23 protein-coding genes are annotated in these 19701 nt (G+C 69.2%); 13 read left to right on the forward strand and 10 right to left on the reverse strand.

Features of this window, described 5'->3' with window-relative positions; translation table 11 throughout:
- Nucleotides 1–93 precede the first annotated feature (93 nt).
- The gene (locus ABZ909_RS35310) at nucleotides 94–885 is read left to right on the forward strand and encodes an alpha/beta hydrolase (protein WP_357008695.1); all 792 of its coding nucleotides are present in this window, start codon (nucleotides 94–96) and stop codon (nucleotides 883–885) included.
- Here the strand turns inward: ABZ909_RS35310 and ABZ909_RS35315 are convergent, their stop codons facing one another.
- Nucleotides 886–1674, reverse strand: a complete 789-nt coding sequence (locus ABZ909_RS35315; RefSeq protein ID WP_357008697.1) for a helix-turn-helix transcriptional regulator — start codon at nucleotides 1672–1674, stop codon at nucleotides 886–888. It abuts the gene before it with no gap.
- A gap of 293 nt (nucleotides 1675–1967) precedes the next feature.
- Here ABZ909_RS35315 and ABZ909_RS35320 point away from each other — a divergent pair, with 293 nt between their 5' ends.
- The 7 genes from ABZ909_RS35320 (at nucleotide 1968) to ABZ909_RS35350 (ending at nucleotide 9440) form a co-directional block, all read left to right on the forward strand.
- Entirely contained in the window at nucleotides 1968–3149 is a 1182-nt protein-coding gene (locus ABZ909_RS35320; RefSeq protein ID WP_357008700.1) for a 2-deoxy-scyllo-inosose synthase, read from the forward strand.
- A 7-nt stretch (nucleotides 3150–3156) separates the two neighbouring features.
- Nucleotides 3157–4458, forward strand: a complete 1302-nt coding sequence (locus ABZ909_RS35325; protein ID WP_357008703.1) for a DegT/DnrJ/EryC1/StrS family aminotransferase — start codon at nucleotides 3157–3159, stop codon at nucleotides 4456–4458.
- Entirely contained in the window at nucleotides 4455–5660 is a 1206-nt protein-coding gene (locus tag ABZ909_RS35330) for a GNAT family N-acetyltransferase (protein ID WP_357008706.1), read from the forward strand. Before ABZ909_RS35325 ends, ABZ909_RS35330 begins: the two co-directional genes overlap by 4 nt.
- 27 nt (nucleotides 5661–5687) lie before the next feature.
- Nucleotides 5688–6827 carry a cytochrome P450 gene (locus tag ABZ909_RS35335; RefSeq protein WP_357008709.1) on the forward strand — a complete coding sequence of 380 codons (1140 nt, stop codon included), beginning with the start codon at nucleotides 5688–5690 and terminating at the stop codon, nucleotides 6825–6827.
- A 28-nt stretch (nucleotides 6828–6855) separates the two neighbouring features.
- A complete protein-coding gene (locus tag ABZ909_RS35340) occupies nucleotides 6856–8475 on the forward strand; it encodes an MDR family MFS transporter (RefSeq protein WP_357008712.1) in 1620 nt (539 codons plus the stop codon).
- A gap of 128 nt (nucleotides 8476–8603) precedes the next feature.
- The gene (locus ABZ909_RS35345) at nucleotides 8604–9263 is read left to right on the forward strand and encodes a GNAT family protein (protein WP_357008715.1); all 660 of its coding nucleotides are present in this window, start codon (nucleotides 8604–8606) and stop codon (nucleotides 9261–9263) included.
- A gap of 12 nt (nucleotides 9264–9275) precedes the next feature.
- A complete protein-coding gene (locus ABZ909_RS35350) occupies nucleotides 9276–9440 on the forward strand; it encodes a hypothetical protein (protein ID WP_357008718.1) in 165 nt (54 codons plus the stop codon).
- Nucleotides 9441–9560: 120 nt separating this feature from the next.
- Here ABZ909_RS35350 and ABZ909_RS35355 read toward each other — a convergent pair whose 3' ends face one another.
- On the reverse strand, nucleotides 9561–9770 hold the full coding sequence (locus ABZ909_RS35355; protein ID WP_357008721.1) for a hypothetical protein: 210 nt from the start codon (nucleotides 9768–9770) through the stop codon (nucleotides 9561–9563).
- A 93-nt stretch (nucleotides 9771–9863) separates the two neighbouring features.
- Between ABZ909_RS35355 and ABZ909_RS35360 the strand changes: the two genes are divergently transcribed.
- Nucleotides 9864–10286, forward strand: a complete 423-nt coding sequence (locus tag ABZ909_RS35360; protein WP_357008725.1) for a pyridoxamine 5'-phosphate oxidase family protein — start codon at nucleotides 9864–9866, stop codon at nucleotides 10284–10286.
- A 48-nt stretch (nucleotides 10287–10334) separates the two neighbouring features.
- On the opposite strand, the gene ABZ909_RS35365 is transcribed toward ABZ909_RS35360, so the two are convergent.
- The 4 genes from ABZ909_RS35365 to ABZ909_RS35380 all read right to left on the reverse strand — a co-directional run bounded on the left by ABZ909_RS35365 (nucleotide 10335) and on the right by ABZ909_RS35380 (nucleotide 12914).
- Nucleotides 10335–10772 carry a heme-binding protein gene (locus ABZ909_RS35365; RefSeq protein ID WP_357008728.1) on the reverse strand — a complete coding sequence of 146 codons (438 nt, stop codon included), beginning with the start codon at nucleotides 10770–10772 and terminating at the stop codon, nucleotides 10335–10337.
- 153 nt (nucleotides 10773–10925) lie between these two features.
- On the reverse strand, nucleotides 10926–11498 hold the full coding sequence (locus ABZ909_RS35370) for a dihydrofolate reductase family protein (protein ID WP_357008731.1): 573 nt from the start codon (nucleotides 11496–11498) through the stop codon (nucleotides 10926–10928).
- A gap of 61 nt (nucleotides 11499–11559) precedes the next feature.
- Nucleotides 11560–12294: an SRPBCC domain-containing protein gene (locus tag ABZ909_RS35375; protein ID WP_357008734.1), complete on the reverse strand. Its 735-nt coding sequence runs from the start codon at nucleotides 12292–12294 to the stop codon at nucleotides 11560–11562.
- A gap of 2 nt (nucleotides 12295–12296) precedes the next feature.
- Nucleotides 12297–12914: a helix-turn-helix domain-containing protein gene (locus tag ABZ909_RS35380; RefSeq protein WP_357008737.1), complete on the reverse strand. Its 618-nt coding sequence runs from the start codon at nucleotides 12912–12914 to the stop codon at nucleotides 12297–12299.
- Nucleotides 12915–12983: 69 nt separating this feature from the next.
- Here ABZ909_RS35380 and ABZ909_RS35385 point away from each other — a divergent pair, with 69 nt between their 5' ends.
- The 3 genes from ABZ909_RS35385 to ABZ909_RS35395 all read left to right on the forward strand — a co-directional run bounded on the left by ABZ909_RS35385 (nucleotide 12984) and on the right by ABZ909_RS35395 (nucleotide 15080).
- Nucleotides 12984–13256, forward strand: coding sequence for a hypothetical protein (locus tag ABZ909_RS35385; protein WP_357008740.1), 273 nt, complete (start codon nucleotides 12984–12986; stop codon nucleotides 13254–13256).
- Nucleotides 13257–13262: 6 nt separating this feature from the next.
- On the forward strand, nucleotides 13263–13793 hold the full coding sequence (locus ABZ909_RS35390) for a hypothetical protein (protein WP_357008743.1): 531 nt from the start codon (nucleotides 13263–13265) through the stop codon (nucleotides 13791–13793).
- A 108-nt stretch (nucleotides 13794–13901) separates the two neighbouring features.
- A complete protein-coding gene (locus tag ABZ909_RS35395) occupies nucleotides 13902–15080 on the forward strand; it encodes an FAD-dependent oxidoreductase (protein ID WP_357008746.1) in 1179 nt (392 codons plus the stop codon).
- Between the two features lie 26 nt (nucleotides 15081–15106).
- Here ABZ909_RS35395 and ABZ909_RS35400 read toward each other — a convergent pair whose 3' ends face one another.
- Complete coding sequence (locus ABZ909_RS35400; RefSeq protein ID WP_357008748.1) at nucleotides 15107–16330, reverse strand: site-specific integrase; 1224 nt, start codon at nucleotides 16328–16330, stop codon at nucleotides 15107–15109.
- 23 nt (nucleotides 16331–16353) lie between these two features.
- On the opposite strand from ABZ909_RS35400, the gene ABZ909_RS35405 reads away from it, so the two are divergent.
- The gene (locus tag ABZ909_RS35405) at nucleotides 16354–17571 is read left to right on the forward strand and encodes an epoxide hydrolase family protein (RefSeq protein ID WP_357008751.1); all 1218 of its coding nucleotides are present in this window, start codon (nucleotides 16354–16356) and stop codon (nucleotides 17569–17571) included.
- Between the two features lie 145 nt (nucleotides 17572–17716).
- Here the strand turns inward: ABZ909_RS35405 and uppS are convergent, their stop codons facing one another.
- Genes uppS through ABZ909_RS35420 form a run of 3 tightly spaced genes read right to left on the reverse strand, consistent with a single transcriptional unit; the run spans nucleotide 17717 to nucleotide 19626 of the window.
- The gene (gene uppS / locus ABZ909_RS35410; protein ID WP_357008754.1) at nucleotides 17717–18493 is read right to left on the reverse strand and encodes a polyprenyl diphosphate synthase; all 777 of its coding nucleotides are present in this window, start codon (nucleotides 18491–18493) and stop codon (nucleotides 17717–17719) included.
- 57 nt (nucleotides 18494–18550) lie between these two features.
- Nucleotides 18551–19330, reverse strand: a complete 780-nt coding sequence (locus ABZ909_RS35415; RefSeq protein ID WP_357008757.1) for a hypothetical protein — start codon at nucleotides 19328–19330, stop codon at nucleotides 18551–18553.
- Entirely contained in the window at nucleotides 19327–19626 is a 300-nt protein-coding gene (locus ABZ909_RS35420; protein WP_357008760.1) for a helix-turn-helix transcriptional regulator, read from the reverse strand. Before ABZ909_RS35420 ends, ABZ909_RS35415 begins: the two co-directional genes overlap by 4 nt.
- Nucleotides 19627–19701: the final 75 nt, after the last annotated feature.

The raw sequence follows: 19701 nt of genomic DNA on the forward strand, positions 1-19701 counted from the left end.
CGCATCTCGCAAGGCCATCCATCCGAGCTGATCCGAGCTGGAATCTGCGCTACGGTGAGCGCTTCCTGCCAGGTGAAGCGAAAGAGTTTCGGAATGCCGTTTGCGAGCCGCGGATCGGTCAAGATCCACTACACCGATACCGGCGGGCCGGGGCCGGCGGTGGTGTTCGGGCACAGCCTGTTCATGGACCAGGAGATGTTCGCCCCGCAGATGGACGCGCTCGCGCCCGACTACCGGATCATCGCCATCGACTCGCGTGGGCACGGGGCCAGCGAGGACGACGAAACCCCGTTCAGCTACTGGGATCTCGCCCGTGACGCCTGGGCGGTGGTGGACGAGCTGGGGCTCGAGCGCGTCGTGGTGGGCGGGGTCGCGCACGGCGGGTTCACGGCCGTGCGCATGGCGCTGCTGGCGCGGCCACGGGTGGCGGGGCTGATCGTGATCGGGTCGAGCGCGCAGGCCATGACGCCGCAGCGGCGCGCCGGGTATCGCGAGGTGCTCGACATGTGGGCGAGCAGCGCGACACCGGGGCCCACCATCAAGATGGTGTGCTCGCTGATGATCGGGGCCACCGCCGACGATCAGCAGCCGTGGCGGGCGAAATGGGCCACCGCACCGCGTAATCGGATGCGGCTGGCGGGCGAATGCCTGGTCAACCGTGACTCGGTGCGCGAGTTGCTCGGTGACATCGCCTGTCCGGCGCTGGTGATCCGCGGGCTGGCCGATCAGGCCACGAGCGCCGAGGAGGTCGCGGAACTGGCTGCCGCGCTGGGCAGTCCGGCCCCGGTCCACACCATCGCCGGGGCCGCCATGACACCGAACCTCACCCACCCCGGCGAGGTCAACGCGCTGCTGCGGGAGTTCCTCGCCGCCCTGCCGTCCTGATCAGGTCTCGACCAGCCCGAGGAACAGCTGGTGCGCCGGGCCCGGCGCGGTCCCGCGATAGCGCTGCACCCGCACGTCGAACACGGTGGCGGTGCGCGGATCGCGCAGGGTGAAGGTGGGGTCGTGGCGGCCGATGTGCACATGCCCCGCGGTCCACAGCCGCCGGAAGTCGGGCTGCTCGCCCAGTTCCCGCAGCAGCCGGTCGATACCGTCGCGGTCGCGGGTCCCGGCGGCGTAGGCGCGGAAGCGCCCGACCATCAGCCGGGCCTCGCGTTCCCACTCCTCGACCACGAGGCGTGCCCGCGGGTCGGTGAACATCCACCGCAGCACGTGCCCCTGCCGCGACAATCCCGGCAGGGCCGCGTCGAAGGCGCTGTTGCACGCCACCACGTGCCAGCCGTCGTCGAGGGCCGCCGCCAGATGCGGCAGCAGCGCGTCCAGAATTGTGCGCATCGGGCGCACCGCCGGATCCCCGCCGCGCAGCGCCCGCACGGACGACACGGCCGGGCGCTGCTGGGCCAGGTGGTAGAGGTGGATGCGCTCGGCCACATCCAGTTCCAGCACAGCCGCCAGCGAATCCAGAATGGCCGGGCCAGGATTGAGCGCCTCACCCTGTTCGATCTTGGCGATATAGCCCAGGCTGGCGTGGGTGGCTTCGGCCAGCTGCTTCCGGGTCAGGCCCGCCGGATGCCGGCCGGTGGCCCGTGCGCGCCGCTCGCGCACGAACTCGGCCAGCGTGGGCGCGCGCAGCCCCTCGGCGGTCGGCAGCCCGAATTCGTTGTCGGCCAACGGCATCCCCTCGAACAGATCAGCGTGCCTCCACCCTAGGTGCCCGCCCGCCGCCGGGTGCGGCGGAACGACGAGCCGGGGTGCCCGGACTCGGCGGTACCACCGCCGGTGGTCGCGGCGCGGAAGCCTGTTTCGCGCAGTGGTGCTCGCGAATTCGCGTGCTCATGACTGGGGTGTCCGAGCGGTTGCCAAGCGGGGAGCTCGCATTCGATATTGGCCGTGCGAGGGACGGCAGCGGCGCCGGCCGGGGAGTCGACGGGGGGATCGGCGAATAGCGAGGAGCGGCACCGGAAATGTCCAGTAATTCATTGTCGGGCGACGAATCGGGGCTGCGGTCGCGCCCGATAGTGATCGGGGAACAATCGTTTCCCTATTATTTCGGCCGCGACTGCGTCACCGAGATCGGTGCGGCCATCGCCGCGCTGGGCGCGGACCGGCTGGTATTCGTCACCGATGACGAGGTGCTGTCGCGCTACCGCCGTGATATCGACCGGCTGGCCGGATCGATTCCGTCCCTGATCCTTTCGCATCCGTCCGGCGAGTCGATGAAAACGCTGACCTGCCTGTCCGGCCACCTGGAAACCGCTTTGCGCGCGGGCGTCACGCGGCGTTCGGTGGTGGTGTCCTTCGGTGGTGGCGTGCCCGGAAATCTGGCGGGGCTGATGGCGAATCTGCTGTTCCGGGGTGTACGGCTGGTGCACGTGCCGACCACAACCATCGCCGCGATGGATTCGGTGCTCTCGCTCAAGCAGGCCATCAACAGCGGCGTGGGCAAGAACCATCTGGGCACCTATTACGCGCCGGAGGCGGTATTCACCGACGTCGAGTTCTTCACCACCCTGCCGGAGCGTGAATTGCGCTCGGGCCTGTGCGAAATGGCGAAGAACTGCCTCGCGATCGACCCGTCCGCCTTGGCGGGGTTGCGGGAGGTCATCGGGAATATGGCCGCACCGGATTCGCTGCTGTGGCTGCTGGACGCGAGCATTGCCGCGAAATCCGCGGTCACCCGGGACGACACGTACGAGCGAGGCGCCGGCCTGGTCCTCGAATACGGGCACACCGTCGGCCACGCCATCGAGATCTGCGATCATCGCGTGCGCGGCGCGGCCGGGTCGCCGCACGGCGCCGCGATTGCGCTGGGAATGCTGGTGGCCGCGCACATCTCGCACGCGCGCGGGTGGCTGTCCGACGACGAGGTGAGTGTCCACTACGAGATCGTCACCGGTCTGGGAGTGGAGCCCGCGCTGCCGGATTCGGTGCGCATCGACGATGTGCTCAGGGTGGTCGCCGACGACAACAAGAAGGGCTATCTCCCGCCTCGGCCCGATGCGGTGCCGTTCGTGCTGCTGCGCGCGCTCGGCCGCCCGGAGCGCACCGGCGACCTGCCGCTGGTGCCGGTGGCGGTGCGCGAGATCCGCGCCGCCCTCGACGTGATCGCCCAGCCGTCGGCGTCCGCGCCGGTCGTGGTCGGGTAGGCCCGCCATGCTCGCGATACACGGCGGCACACCGGTGCGCTCGGCGCGTCCGTGGCCGCGCTGGCCCCAGTACGACAATCGCACCGCCGCGGAACTGCTTGCCGCACTGCACTCGTCGCGCTGGTCGGTCACCTGGTACAGCCCGAGCGGCGGCAAGTCCCGGGAACGATTGTTCGGGGAGGCGTTCGCCCGTTACAACGGCGCGGATTACGGGGTCAGCGTCGACCACGGCTCGAGCGCCCTTGTCATCGCGCTCGAAGCGCTCGGCATCGGCCCCGGCGACGAGGTGATCGTCCCCGCCATGACCTGGGTCGCCCCGGCCACCGCGGTGCTGCGGGTGGGCGCGGTCCCGGTGCTCGTCGACGTCGATCCCGCCACCGGCTGCCTCACCGCCGACCACCTCGGCGCCGCGATCTCGGCACGCACCAGAGCGGTCATCGTGGTGCACCTGGCCTGTACCGCAGCCGAACTCGACCGGATCACCGCGGCCACCGACGCCGCCGGGCTGGCGCTGATCGAGGACTGCTCGCAGGCCCACGGCACCCGATGGGCCGGACGCGCGGTCGGCACCTTCGGTGAGATCGGCGTCTTCAGCCTCGGTGCCGCGAAATCCCTGGCCGCCGGGGAGGCCGGGGCCGCGATCACCGGCAGCCACGAGCTCTACCGGCGAATGCTCATGCTGCGCGCCGACTCCCGCGGATACACCGACGACGGGCCCGCGCCCGGGGAGTACGAGCTCGTCGAGGACGGCACGGTCATGGGCGCGAACTATTGCATGTCCGAGCTGACCGCGGCGTTGCTGCTCGACCAGCTGCCACGCCTGGACGACCAACACACGATCCGCGAGACGCGCGCCAAGGAACTGGAAGCGGGGCTGCCCGGAATCCCCGGCCTGGCACCCGTTCCGGTGCCCGCTCCGGTGGACCGGCGGGCCGTCTACGAATACGGAATCCGATTCACGCCAGACACTTTCGGTGACGCCACCGTCGACCAGGTGGCCGCGGCCCTCACCGCCGAACTGGGCACCAAGGTCTACCCGCCGCGCGTGCCCCTGCACCGCAGCGCTCTGCTGCGCCCGCACACCAAACCCCGCTTCGCGCGTTGGTGGGCCGACGCCGTCGAACGCGCCGCCGGTCGCCGCTTCCCCGGAGCCGACGACTACCGCGACCACACCCTGCTGCTGCACCACAGCGTGCTGCTGGGCCGGCGCGGCGACGTCGACGACATCCTGACCGCGCTCGACAAGGTGCGCGCCCACGCCGCCGACCTGCCCGCACACCCCGCCCCCGACCCGAAAGGCATGGCATGACATCGGAACTCATGGCGGACTGGGAGAGCCGCATCATCGACGGCATCATCACCCGCCGGGCCGTCGAATCGGACTGGGAGGAGTTGCGCGGCCGCTACGCCCGCGCGTTCGGCGGGGTGAAGACCCACGACTTCGAGGCGTGGAAGCGGCAGTTCCGGCTCGAGGACATCGCGGTGGTCGAGGACGTCTCGGTAGCGCGGGAACCGCGCATCGTGGGGACCGCCGCGATCATCCGCACCACGGTGACCGCGCCCGGCGGCGCACAGCTGTCGGTCGCGGCGTGCGCGCAGGGCATGGTCGCCACCACCCACCAGAAGCGCGGCATCTACGCCAAGGTCCAGGCCGAGCTCATGACCATCGCCATGGAGACCGAAGCGGATGTGCTGGCCGCCATGCCCGGCCCGGGCGGCAGCTACGCCTATGTCGGGGTCACGACGCACACCCGGCACCTGCGCATCGACCGGGGGCGCGCGAAACTGCGGGTCTCCGAGCGGGATTCGGCCTCGGTGCGGGAGGTCGGGCTGGCGGAATCGGTGGGGGAGCTGCGGCAGATCTACGCGCTGTGGCAGCAGGCCACCCCGGGCGCACTGGATCGCGGCGAATCCTGGTGGGCGAGTGCCATCAGCCCGCAGTCCTTCATCATCGTGCACCCGGACGGCTACGTGATATACGACCTGACTGGGAATACGGTGCTGGTCAAGGACTTTTGTGCGCTGACCGTGGCCGCGCGCCGGGAACTGCTGCGGTGCCTGCTCGGGCAGGGCGAGTACACGGAGATCCGGATGGACACCGCGCTCGACGACCCCACCCCGCTGCTGCTCGAGGACTCCCGCGCGGCCGCGGTGACCGGGATCGACGCGGGCCTGTGGATGTGGATCCTGAACCTGCCCAAGGCCATCGCGTCGCGGGAGTTCCGCGGCGACTTCCACGGGGTGGTCGAGGTCGCCGACCCGTGGGGCCTGAGTTCCGGCGCCTACCTGCTCGACGTCGCCGGCGGTCACGGTAGCTGGTCGCCCGTCGAGGAGGCCGTGGCCGATGTCCGCATCGGCCCGCTGGAACTCACCACCGCCTACTTCGGTGCGCACACCCTCGGCGAGCTCGCACGCGCCGGTCGGGTGGAGGAGATCACCACCGGTGCCCTCGAGGCCCTGGATCGCGCGTTCACCCCCGCGCGGAAACCGTTCAACACCACGCCGTTCTGATCGAACTCCCCTGAGGACAGCACCGCCATGACTATGCCGCCCCCTCCGTCCATCTGCCCGGTGACCGGGATCGTCGGATCCGGGGTCACCCGGGTCACCACGCCCACCGGCGATCCGGCCTGGCTGGTCACCGGTCACGAGCTGGTGCGCGACCTGTTCACCGATCCGCGGCTGGGCCGCGCGCATCGCACGCCGGAAACCGCGGCGCGGCTGGGGGAGTCGGCCTTCTCGGGCGGACCGATCGGCAATTTCGACACCGAGCTCGAGGACCACGCGCGCATGCGCACCCTGCTGCAACCGCACTTCTCGCCCAGACGGATGCGGGAGCTGCGGCCGCGGGTCGAGCAACTCACCTCGGAACTGCTCGACGCGATGGCGGACCAGGGCTCGCCCGCCGATCTGCAGGCCGCGCTCGCCCTGCCGCTGCCATTGCTGGTGATCTGCGAGCTGCTCGGGGTGCCATACACCGACCGGAACCTATTCCGGGACTGGGTCGATGCGGTCGGCAATGTCACCGACCGCGCCAAGGTCGAGCAGGGCGTGGCCGAGCTGTTCGCCTACTGCCTGGAGCTGGTCGGGGAGAAGCGGCGCGATCCCGGCGACGACGTCGTGTCCCGGCTGTGCGCGATCGACGGCGTCGCCGACACCGAAATCGCCACGCACGCCATGGTTCTGCTGTTCGCCGGGCACGAGACCTCGGCGGTACAGATCGGGGTCGGGGTGCGCATGCTGCTGGAGAATCCCGGCCAGTGGCGGCTGCTGCACGAACGGCCCGAACTGGTGGCCTCCGCCGCCGAGGAACTGCTGCGCGCCTGCGACGCCAGCAGCCTGCCCCGGTACGCGCGCAGCGCACTCGAGGTCGCCGATGTGGAGATCGCGGCCGGCGATCTGGTGCTGCTGGGCATCGCCTCCGCCAATCACGACCGGGCGCTGTTCACCGATCCCGAGCGCGTGGACATCACCCGGCAGGAGGCCGCGCACTTCCTGTTCGGCTACGGCCCCCGCTACTGCCTGGGCGCGCCGCTGGCCCGGCTCGAACTGCAGGTCGCCTTCGGGCAACTCGTGCGCCGATTCCCCACCCTGACCCTCGCCGTCGACCCGGCCACCCTCGCCGAGCGGGACGAGGTCTTCACCGGCGGACTGACCGCGCTGCCCGTGCGCTGGTGACCACCCTTCAGCACCGAGGACTCACGATATGGCTCTCGCCACCACCGATTCCGCGCCCCTCGTCATGACGCAGCGGCGCATCTGGCTCATCTTCGCAGCCCTGTCCGCGGGACTGCTGCTCGCCAGCCTCGATCAGATGATCACCGGCGCGGCCATGCCCACCATCGTCGGTCAGCTCGGCGGCGTCCCGCACATGGCCTGGACCACGACCGCCTACCTGCTGGCCACCACCCTCGTCATGCCGTTGTACGGCAAGTTCGGCGATTTGTTCGGGCGGCGTTGGCTTTTCCTGTTCGCCATCACCGTGTTCACGGCGGCCTCGTTCGGGGCGGCGATGTCGACCGGGTTCTGGGAGTTCATCGCCTTCCGCGCGCTGCAGGGCGTGGGAGGCGGCGGGCTGATGATTCTCGCCCAGGCCACCATGGCCGATGTGGTGCCCGCCCGGGAACTCGGCAAGTTCGGTGCGCCGATGGGCGCGATCTTCGGGCTCACCGCGGTCGGCGGGCCCATCCTCGGGGGCGAGTTCGCCGATCATCTGGGCTGGCGGTGGTGTTTCTGGATCAATGTGCCGATCGGGTTGGCGGCCTTGATCATTGCCGCGCGATATCTGACCCTGCCCAGCAAGCGGCCGACCGTGCGGCCGGACTATCTCGGGGCGGCGCTGATGAGCGCGGGCACCACCCTGCTCATCCTGATCAGCGACTGGGGCGGCAAACGCTACGGGTGGGGCTCACCCACCATGCTCGCCATGATGTTGACCGTGGCGGTGGTGATCTCGGTATTCATCGGCGTGGAATCGCGGGCCGCCGAACCGATGCTCCCGCTGGGACTGTTCCGCAACCGCACCTTCGCGACCACCTCGCTGCTCGGATTCACCATGGGGCTGATCATGTTCGCGTCGGTGGCGTTCGTGCCGACGTTTCTCCAAATGGCTACGGGCGTCTCGGCGTCGGCGTCCGGGCTGCTGTCGATTCCCATGACCATCGGCATGTTCCTGACCGTGTCCGTCACCCTGGGCGCGGTGACCCGCACCGGCCGCTACCGGGTGTATCCGCCACTGGGCGTGATCATCATCGCCGCGGGCATGATCTGGATGACGCGCCTGGACGCACACACCCCGGCGTGGGTGGTATCGGCGATGCTGTTCGTCATCGGGCTGGGGATCGGCATGGTCATGCAGCTGCTGGTGCTGCTGGTCCAGAACGCCGTTCCCGCAACGGATGTCGGGACGGCGACGAGTGCGAACAACTACTTCCGTGAGATGGGCGGTGCGCTGGGCGTCGCCATCTTCGGCTCCATCTTCACCCACCGGCTCACCGGCAATCTGGATGCCGCCTTCCGGGCGCACCCCGGCGACGTGCTGTCCGCCGGGGTCGACCCGGCGGCCCTGCCGCCGGCGGTCGTCAACCAGCTTCCGGCGGCGCTGCGCGATGCCATCGTCGGGTCCTACGCCCATGCGCTGGTTCCCGTGTTCGCGTACCTGCTCCCCGGCCTGGCGATCGCTTTCGTTGTGGCCCTGCTGATTCCACATATTCCTCTGGCGGACGTATCCGGTCTGGTGGCCCGCGAGGAGGCGGTCCACGACGCCGACCGCGAGGGGCACGACGAGAAGGAACCCACGACGATCCTGGGCACGCCGCCCGCCTGACCCGATCCCGCCGCTCCGGACCGGGCTGTGCACATGGCGAAGGGGGCCGCTGGAGAGCTACGGATCCGGGGTCGTAGGGTTGGGGCGAGCGGCGAAAAGTCGTGTGGGGCAATCGTGCAGGGGTGGGCATGGTGTTGATGCTGTCGGGGACGATCGTCGAACTGACCGAGCTGACGGTGGACGATGTCGCGCCGCTGACAGCGGCGGCCGGCGAATCGCGCACCTCCTACACCCACGCCCATGTCCCCGCCGACAGGGCGGGCATGCGGCGCTGGGTGGACCAGGCGCTGGCCGCCCGCGCGGCCGATCGGCAAGTGCCGCTGGTGATCCGCCGGGCGGGCTCCGGTGACGTCCTCGGCACCAGCAGCTTCCACCTCGAACAGTGGCCCTGGCCCGCCCACGTCACCGCGCGGCCCGACACCCCAGACGCCGTCGAGATCGGCTCCACCTGGCTGGCGCAGTCTGCCCAGCGCACCGGCGCCAACCGCGAAGCCAAACTCCTGATGCTCGACCACGCCTTCACCGACTGGCAGGTCCACCGGGTCCGCTTCCGCACCGACGTCCGAAACGCCCGTTCCCGCCGGGCCATCGAACGCCTCGGCGCCACCCTCGACGGCATCCTCCGCGCCGACTTCGCCGGCGCCGACGCCACCATCCGGGACTCCGCGTACTACTCCATCCTCGCCGCCGAATGGCCCGCCATCCGCCCGCATCTGCTGGCCGCGACCCAGACTCGAGAATTCGCCGATCCGGCGCTCGGCCTCCACCCCCGCGGCGGCAGTGCGTAGTACAACTACAGCATGGGAAGAGCGCCAACGGTCGGTCTCTACGTCCTCGCACTGATAGTCGTAGTCGTCGGCGTGGACATCCTCTTCTTCCGAAACCACTTCTGGGAACGCCTGATGGTGAACATCGGCGTCGTCCTGATCTTCGCAGCCTTCTACCTGAGGTTCCTGAAGAGCTAGCGCCGTGCGAGGCCGCTACGAGATCGATGCGATGACGAGCTCCGGCAGCCACTGGCTCCCGACGCACCAGGCCGGACACCCGGCCTTCCGAGCCCGCCTCGGCGGACTGCGCGCCGCGGGTCAGACGAGTTCGACCTCGTCGAACCGGACGGTGAAGCTGTGGCGGCGTTCGCGCAGGACGCCGCCCTCCCGATGGACGAGGCCCTCACTGAAATCGATGCGTAGTTCTTCCCGGCGCTTGTCGACGGTACGCACGACGCCGCAGATTCCAATGAACGGCCCCTCCGGGAAGTACACGACATCGCCTGGACCATATTCGGTAAAGCCCACGCCGCCACAGTAATCCACGCCGCTGTTCTTCGCCTTTGGGCGCGCTGGCGTGATCGCCTCCGTCCCAGCCGATCGATGTGACATGGTGGACCGATGGCCACCTGGAGAGAGTTCGAGCATGCCGCGCCCGAACTGGCCGCCGCCGTGCGGGCCAGGTTCGAGGCGACCAAACACCACGTGCTGGCGACCATCCGCCGCGACGGCGCACCCAGGGTCAGCGGCACCGAGGTCGAGTTCACCGACACGGACCTGAAATTCGGATCGATGGCCGACGCCGTGAAGGTCCGCGACCTGCAACGCGACGGCCGCTGCGCCCTGCACGCCAACCCCGGCGACGGTTCCATGGACGGCGGCGACGGCAAAGTTTCGGGCGTCGCGGTCGAAATCCCGGTGAGGGAAGGCAACTCGTTCCGGCTCGATATCCGAGAAGCCGTGCACACGACGGTCGACGGCGACGAACTGGTCATTCGGTGGTGGACACCGAACAACGGATTGCGCGAGATCCGCCGGAAATAGCCGACCGGGCCCGCGCCGAATCACCCTCGGTGCGGGCCCGACGCCCGGTCAGGCCAGGTGGGAACGGTCTTCGTGCCACTGCTCGACAGCAGTTCGCACAGCCAAATCATCTTCTTTGGCGTGCGCACCCGAGGCCCCCGCCGCGCCCAGAATCACCCCGTTCTCGGTCACGAGAACACCGCCTGCGTACGGCACGAAATCACCGCCGTAAAGATGCTGGATACTGCCGGTGATCGCCCCCGGCAATTCGACAACCCCCGACGCCCGCAGTGTCAGCAACGCCGTGCGAGCCTTCGCCACCGCAATCCGGCTCGTCATCGGCATCCCGCCGTCCGCGCGGCGCAACACGATCACCGACCCGGTGACGTCGACAACCGCCACTGCAAGTGGCGGAAACTCACTCTCGGCCCCAACTCGCAGCGCAGCCGCCACCAACCAATCAGCCTCGGCCAAAGCCAAACCCGGCAACCGGGGAGTCTCACCCATCCACACACCCTATCCCCGCCCCATCGGGCAGCCGTCCGCCCGGTGGGGCGAATTCGCCTCGTAGTCAGCATCTTCGGCGAACTTCGACGCCACGTCCGAGCGACGGCCGACCGGTGAGTCCTCCGGGGAACTGCCCGATCCGGGCCGGATGCCTCAACGGACGACGTCGAAGATGTTCTTCTGGATTCCGTTGGCGTAGGTGGCGGATTCGACCAGCTTCAGCTTCTGGGCGTCCTTGTCGGACTCGGAGAACAGGCGCTTGCCCGCGCCGAGCAGGAGCGGGTAGACCAGCAGGTGGTAGCGGTCGATCAGGCCCGCGTCGGAGAGGCTGCGGTTGAGGGAGGCGCTGCCGTGGATGATGATCGGGCCGCCGTCGGTGTCCTTCAGCGCGGCCACCTCGTCGATGGAGCGCAGGATGGTGGTCTCGCCCCAGTTCGTCACCAGGTCGGCATCGGTGAGGGTGGTGGAGACGACGTATTTCGGTATGCCCTTGTACCCGGCGAAATCCGCCATGTCCGGCCACACCGGGCTGAACGCCTCATAGCTGACGCGGCCCATCAACATCGCGGTGGCTTCCTCCTGCTCCCGTCCCTTGATCTCGTAGGCCTCGGGAACGAATTCGACGTCCTTGAAGGTCCAGCCGGAGTTCCGGTAGCCGGGTTCGCCACCCGGGCCCTCTACGACGCCGTCGAGGGAAATGAAGGCGGTGCTGATGAGAGTGCGCATGTTCTGCTCCTCGATATGTGGTGTGTCGGTTGGTGATTCGAATGGTTCGCCCGGGGCTGGTTCAGCCCAGCAGGTCGGTGAGCCACTGTTGCCAGGCGGCCTCGGCCCCGGCGGTGTCGGGACCGAAGAGGTGATGGAACATCAGCGCGAGTCCGGTGGGGGCGTGGTGGAAGGTGTAGAGCCCGTCGGCGGTGCGGATCTCGAAACGCTCGTCGTCGGCCCACACCACCTCACCGTCGAGCGGCGGCAGGCCCGCCGGTTCGGCCCGCACCCGCGCGCCGACCGCCACGGGATCCGGTAGCGCCAGCGCCCGGATGAGCGCGGACCGCACCGCCTGCCCGGAAGAGCCCGTGGCGACGGCGAATACGGGAACCGCGATCCGGCCCGGGAAGTAGGTCAGGTATTCGCGCAGCGTGTTCAGGTGGAACGGCCAGCCGCGGCGCAGGGCGTCGTATTCGTCCTGCCAGTCGTCGCCCAGCATGCCGCTGTGAACCACCCGCAGGACGGTGCTGCCGCCCTCGCGCCCCTCGAGCAGATACTCGAAAGCCATGAACCGGCCGTCCTCGTCGGTCCCGGTGCGGGTGGCGAAGTGCTTGCCCGGCTCGTACGCGGTGATCACCGACTCTTCCCGCCGGCCACCGGTATCCATAGCGGCGATCCCGCTCGTCCGCCCCTCGACCTCATTGCGCCCCATGAACCACGAGTCGATCCCCGGCCCGGTCGCGATCGCCTCCCAGACCTGGTCCGGGCTGGCGGGCAGGGTCGCCTCCAGCTCGATCTCGAACGGATGCCCCATGGTCAGTTCTCCTGTCCCGCTTCGGATTCGGTGTCTTTCCGCTTCGCGGGTATCTGGTGCATGCCGACGACCACCCGGTGGTCGCGCCCGCCCGGTGCGGATTCGTCGTGGTAGCGGCTGACCAGTGTCGTCACCGCCTGCGCCAGCTCCTCGGCGAACGCCGCCCGGTCGGCCGCGGAGGCGAACCGCACCTGCGCGTCGATCCCGAAGGTCGCGACCCGCCGCTGCGCCCGGGCCGCGCCGGTCAGCAGCGCTCCGACCTCCTGCACCAGCCGCGAGCCCAGCGCCAGCAGCCACCGCGCCGACAACTGGTCGGGCGAGCGCGCCGGATCCGGACTGACCGCACCCAGCGCGCTGGGGGAGATCACGTAAGAGGCTGCCGCGGCCTGGAATACACGCTCGGTGACATTGCCCTTGCGCCGTTCCTCGACCAGCTCGACCAGCCCGTGCCGTTCCAGCTCCTTGAGGTGGTAGTTCACCTTCTGCCGGGGCAGCCCGAGCCGAACGGCGAGCATGGCGGCCGAGCCCGGCTCGGCGAGAGCGGCGAGGATCCGGGACCGGATCGGGTCCAGGGAAGCCTCGGCCGCAGCGGCTTCTTCGATCACAGCGACGTCCAGCACCAACCCAGGGTCTCACCGACAAAAATATTTGTCAAGGAAGTCTAAGTTGTCGGTTGTGGTGTGTCGCGGGTGCCGTCCGCGGTCGACCGAATCTTCGGCATTGACACCGGCCGGGTCGCGACGCACGCTGCGCCGGTGACGATTTTCTTGGTGATCGTGGTCGGGTTCTTCGCAGTGCTGTTCGGCTACGCCATGGTCACCGCGGTGGTGCATCGTGACCGCCGGCCGCGCAGCCGGCGCCGCGGCTCATTCGACGACTTCGGAATCTCCTCCGGCACTTCCCATTCCAGCATCCCACCAGAGCACGGTGGCCATCCCGACAGCGGCGGCTCGATCGACTGACGCGCCATGACCGTTCCTGCTGACTTCGGTCCGGACGCCTACGTCGTACGCACGAGACTGTGGCGGTGGCGCCGCGCGTCGCACGGCCGAGTGGTCTTCGCCGTCCACGGTGCGGGTGTCTACTTCGCTGCCGACGCGTTCAGCCCCGCCCAGACCGTGCCCTGGTCGCGAATCTGTGCGATCGAACTGTTCACCGAAACCACCTCGACACCGCGAAATCAGTTCAGTCACCGCTGCATCGGCGTGCGAGCTCGTGGCACCACCCAACCCCTCCGAGGCGGTCAGGCCGCCCGTCCGATACCCGAGTCGGCGGCCCGGCTCCTGCGCGACGCCGGTCGCGCCGACCTGATCCCCGGCGCCGACGGCACCACCCGCTGGGCGTACCGGCGCATGACAGGCTGGCGCGTCTCGCGTCCGAGCCTGACCGCGGCCCTCACCCGCCACGCGCCGCACATTCCGGTCATCGACGGTCCCTCCTGGCCGCCTGCCCTGACCTGGTCCGAGGCGCTCACGGCCCGTGAGCGACGGCCTCGGTGACGTCGGCGTCGCGGTGATCCGCGTCACCCGACACGCGCCGCGATGTCACACATCGGGCTCGAACGGTGTCTTCATGTCCGACACCACCAACGGTGAAGGAGGGCGGACATGGAACGGGTCGTCAAGGTCGTCGTGGTCGGCGGCGGATATGCGGGGATCATCGCGGCCAACCGGTTGCGGACTCGGGAGGACGTGGAGATCACGGTGATCAACCCGCGGCCACAGTTCGTGGAGCGAATTCGATTGCACCAGTTGGCCGCCGGCTCCGGTTCCGCCGCGGTCGAGTACGACGCCCTGCTCGGCGCGGGGATCCGGCTGATCGTCGATGAGGCGACGGTGATCGATGGGGTGCGGCGCAGCGTGGCGCTGAAGAGCGGAGGCAACGTGGCCTACGACTACCTCGTCTACGCCGTCGGCAGCCGCGGGGCGGCCCCGGCCGTCCCGGGCGCAGCCGAATACGCCTACGACATCGCGGAATTCGAGCAGGCCGAGCGACTGCGCGATGCCCTGGCCGGTGCGGACGCGGCCGCGCCGGTGACCGTGGTCGGCGGCGGGCCCACCGGCATCGAAACCGCCGCCGAGGTCGCCGAGCAGGGCCGCCGGGTCACCCTGGTGTGTGGGGGCCTGCTCGGCCCGTACCTGACAACGGCCGCCCGCCGCTCGGTCGCCAGACAACTGACCGCACTCGGCGTGACCATCGTCGACGGTCCGGATGCCAAGGTCACCACCGTTCACCCCCACAGTGTCGTGCTGGCCGACGGTCGTGAACTGCTCAGCCGGATCACGGTGTGGACGGCCGGTTTCGGTGTTCCGGACCTGGCCGCCCGCAGCGGCCTGAGCACCGACGCCGTCGGCCGCCTGCTCACCGACGAAACCCTCACCAGCATCGACGATCCCCGCATCCTGGCCGCCGGTGACGCCGCCGCCCCCTCCGGCCAACCCCTGCGCATGAGCTGCCAGGCCGCCATCCCACTCGGCGCCCATGCCGCCGGAACCGTCCTGAGCCGCCTCTCCGAAACCAACCCTGCCACAATCGATTTCGCGTTCGTCGGCCAGTGCATCAGCCTGGGCCGCAAACGTGCGACCATGCAGCTGGCCCACTTCGACGACACCGCCCGCCGGGCTTACCTCGCCGGCCGCGTTGCCGCCACCGTCAAGGAGGCGATCTGCAAATCCACCGTGTGGGGCCTCGCCCGCGAAGCCCGCAAACCCGGCTCCTACGCCGCCATCAAGGGTGGCAAGCGTCAGCAACGCATCACGGCCACCACGGCGATGGCCGATCAGTAGCGGTAGACCACCGGTCGAAATCGCCGCTACAGGCCCAGTTTCGTGACGGCGTTGTCCTCCAGTGGGTTGGCGGTGCGGATGTAGCCGTGGACGGTGCGGGGGTTGGACCAGCGGCCCTGGCGCATGATCTCGCGGTCGCTGGCGCCGCCGAGGGCGGCCTGGGTGGCGAAGCCGGCGCGCAGGGAGTGACCGGAGAACAGGGTGGGGTCGAGGCCGGCGCGGGCGGCATAACGCTTGACGAGTTCGGCGACCGCGCGGCCGGACATGGCGGTGGCGGCGATGCCACCGTGGCGTGAAATGGTCGGGAACAGCGGCAGATTCGGATCGGTGAGGGTGGTGCCGGTGAAGCCGTGGCAGCGGTGGATGCGGGGGTCGGGCGGCGGGGTGGCGTCGAGCCAGGCGCGCACGCCGGTGGCGGCGTGCGCCTCGCGCAGGCGGGTCCAATCGGCGAAGGCACAGACGGGGCAGGTATGCGGGCGCTGACCGCGGGGCAGAGCGACGCGTTGCTCGTTGACGCCGGTGGCATCGGTCTTGGTGGTGGGCAACTGGATCAGCAGCAGCGGCTCGCCGGTGGTGTGGTCGGTCGTGACAGCGACATCGGTGACCCGCAACGCGGCGATCTCACTGCGGCGCAGCGCCCCCGCGAATCCGACCAGCAACAGCAGCGTATCGCGGCGGCGGGCCGGTTCGGTGGGCCACTGCGCGGCCGGCAACTCGTTCAGCAGCTGATCGAGGGTGTGCAGCAGCACCGGCCGCTTCCGCTTGGGCCGGCTGCGCCGGGTGCGGCGGATACCGCGCAGGGTCAGCCGCACCACGTCGGCGCGGGTGGGGGATGGCAAACCGTTGGCGGCGTGCACGGCGGCCAGCGCCGCGGCCTTGCGCTCCAAAGTGGCGGCGCCGAAGGCCCATTCGCCGTTCTCCCGTCGCGCGTCCGCCGCTGCGGCCAGATACACCGCCACATCCAGGGCGTCCGCCGGCAGTGCCTGCCGCGCTTCCGCCGCGCACCAGGCCGCCCACGCGATCCAGTCGGTCCGGTACGCGCGCAAGGTATTCGCCGACTGCGACGCCTCGAGATACCGCCGCAGCGATCCGGCCTGCACCTCGTCGAAGCGATCGCGCACCAGCCGCAGCGCCGCCGCGTCGACCAGCACACTGCGCACCCCGCGCCGCAATTCACCGCGTACCTCGTCGGGCACCGCGATCACCGCGGTTTGTCCCACCGGCTCGGTGACCTCAGTCGGATCTGGCATGTCACCGACCCTAGATTGAATACGTGCTCCCGTTGCAGCAGACCCCGATTCACGTGTCCGACGACATCCTCGACGACCTCCGGCAGCGCCTGGCCTGGACCCGCTGGTTCGACGACGACGGCAATGCCGACGGCCACTATGGCGTACCCGCCGCCTATCTGCGTGAGTTGGTCGATCACTGGCGTACCGACTTCGATTGGCGCGCACAGGAAAAGGCGATGAACGCCTACGAGCAGTACCGCGTCGAGGTGGACGGCGTCCCCATCCACTTCCTGCGCAAACCCGGCGTCGGCGACAACCCGATCCCGCTGATTCTCACCCACGGCTGGCCCTGGACATTCTGGCACTGGTCCAAGGTGATCGACGCGCTGGCCGATCCGGCGGCGCACGGCGGTGATCCCGCCGACGCGTTCGAGGTCATCGTCCCCTCGCTGCCCGGCTTCGGTTTCTCCACCCCGATCCCGTCGCGCCCGGATCTGAACTTCTGGAAGATCGCCGACCTCTGGCACACCCTCATGACCGACGTGCTGGGCCATCGCACCTACGCCGCCGCCGGATGCGACGTCGGTGCCCTGGTGACCGGCCAGATCGGCCACAAATATGCCGACGCCCTCTACGGCATCCATATCGGCTCCGGTCAGCGCCTGGACATGTTCAACGGCGAACGCGCCTGGGACATCACCGGCGGCCGCCCGATTCCCGAGGGCCTGCCCGGCGAGGTGCACGCACGAATCATCGAGCTGGAGAAGCGATTCGCGGTCCACCTGACCGCGCAGATGCTCGCCCCCGCCACCCTGGCGCACGGCCTGTCGGATTCACCCGCGGGCATGCTGGCCTGGATCCTGGAGCGCTGGATGCACTGGAGCGACCACCGCGGCGGCGACTTCGAATCCGTGTTCAGCAAGGACGAGGTGCTGACCCACGCGACCATCTACTGGGCCACCAACTGCATCGGCAGCTCGATGCGCCTCTACGCCAACCACAATCGCTACCCCTGGACCCCGTCCCACGACCGCTGGCCGGTGATCGAGGCCCCCACCGGCCTCACCTTCGTCGCCCACGAGAACCCGCCCGGCGTCACCACCGCCCAACGCGCCCAGCAGTTCCGCGACAGCGAGCGCGGCGAGTGGTACCACCACGTGAATGTGACCGCCCACGATCACGGCGGCCACTTCATCCCCTGGGAGGTCCCGGCCGAATGGACCGACGACCTCCGCCGCACCTTCCGCGGCCGCCGCTAGCCTGCCGCCACCGCTGCGATGGGGCTTGCGGGGAGGCCGCTCGCAAGCCCCGCCGAACGCCGGGGGAAACCGTGTCAGGGGTCTTGCCGCGACCGAACGGCTGGTGGGATTTCCCGTGAGACCCGAGCTGAAGCTGCTCTCGACCTCAGGCGCCGTATCTGCGGTGGCGGTCGGCGTAGTTGCGTAGCGCGCGCAGGAAATCGATCTCGCGGAAGGCGGGCCAATATGCTTCGCAGAAGTACAGTTCCGCGTAAGCGGTTTGCCACAGCAGGAAGTTGGATAGGCGTTGTTCGCCGCTGGTGCGGATGACCAGGTCCGGATCGGGTTGATCAGCGGTGTAGAGGTGTGCGGCGAGGTCGTCGACGGTCAGGTTGTCGGCAATCTCGCCGGTCGTCTTGCCGTGGTTGACACCTTCGTAGAGCAGATCGCGGAACGCGTCGATGATTTCCTGACGGCCGCCGTAACCGATCGCGAGTGTGACGTGCGCGCCGGTGTCGCAGGCGCGGGTGATCTCGACCGCCTGTTTCAGCGCTGCGGCGGTGGTATCGGGCAGCAGGTCGAGCGATCCGGCAATGTGCAGTCGCCACTGGGAATCCGGACGTCCGAGCCGGTCGGTGACCAGGTCCTCGACCACACGCATGAGGAATTCGATCTCATCGTTGCGTCGGTTCTGCAGATTCTCGGTGGAGCACAGGAAGACGGTGACGTGGCGGATGTCGAGGCTTTCGCACCAGCGCAGCACGTTTTCGGCGTGCTCGGCGCCATAGCGGTGCCCCAGCCGGGTATCGGGCAGCCCTTGTTTGCGGGCCCAGCGGCGGTTGCCGTCCATGATCAGCCCGATGTGGCGCGGCAACGATGCGCCATCGAGTCGGCGGCGCAGCCGGCGGGTGTAGAGCGCATAGACGGGATCGGCGAGTCGCATCCTGAGCTTTCTGTTCGGTTGCGGGAAGCGGGATTTCGTGTGCGTCAGGGCTCTGGGTTAGTCGTCTGCGAGAGATGGGAGCTCGCAGAGCGCTGCGGTTCCCGCGCCCCCGAACACCAGCGTGAGTGCGCCGCAGATGGCTGCGAACGGATCGAATCGGGCACCGGAGAAAGAGAAGATCAGCAAGACCGCGCCGGTGATCACGGCGACCGCGGCCAGGACCACGCCGCCGGCACCGGCTCGCCGACGACTCGGCGCGATGACGGTGTCCGGGCCGAGGTTGGCCAGGACTCGCGAACCGGCGCCGACGGCCAGCAGCCAACCGATCCACCACAACGACACAACAGCCAGCCGGATCGGCACCGGCGGAATCCGGGGCAGCACACTGCCATGCACGGTGACCACCACGGTCGCGACCAGGACCACCGGAACAGCGAAATATCGCGTGGACCGCCGTACCACCGCAACCAGCGCGGTCCGGTTCGGGTGTGGCAACGGTGTCACCAGCCCGCACCCCACCAGCAGGGCCGCCGCGCAGCCCCGCAGCACCTGCCTGAGACCGGGGTCGGCATCCGCGTCCTCGGTAAGGAGATTCGCGATGAACCATCCGCAGCCCGCGACCGCGAGGACCATCGCGGACGCGCGGGCGGTGCGCTGCCCGCGGTGACGAGGCGGCCAGATCGCCGGTTGCAGCCAGATTGCGACCGCGCTCGCCACCAGATTCGGCCAGGATCGCCACCCTTCGGAACGCGCGGCGTCGTACAGGTCCTCACCCCACCGGTCGAGGTAGGGCCGCGGATACAGCAACCGCACAAGGATTTGCGTACAGCTGGTCACGCCGGGCTCACCCCCAGACGCCGCAATCCGGTCCTCGACACCTCGGCCATGGCACGCAGTTCCCGTTCCAGCAACGCGGCGCCCTGCGGGGTCAGGCGAACCGGGCGCTGCCGCCCGACACCATCCACCGCTTCGATCAACCCCTTGGCTTCGAGCCGTGCCAGCGCCCCGTACAGGCTGCCGGCCGCCAGCCGCTCACCGACCAACTGCTCGATCGCGGCATTGATCGCGTAGCCGTGCAACGGCCCCTCGGCAAGCGCGCACAACACCAGTACCTGTGCGTCGTTGGCGAGCATCAGGACCTCCTCGTTCGACTTCTTCCCGGCAGACTAGTACACATTACGTAGCTCGCGCCACGTAGTACGCAGTGC

The sequence above is a fragment of the Nocardia sp. NPDC046763 genome, from assembly GCF_040645495.1.
Lineage (GTDB): Bacteria > Actinomycetota > Actinomycetes > Mycobacteriales > Mycobacteriaceae > Nocardia.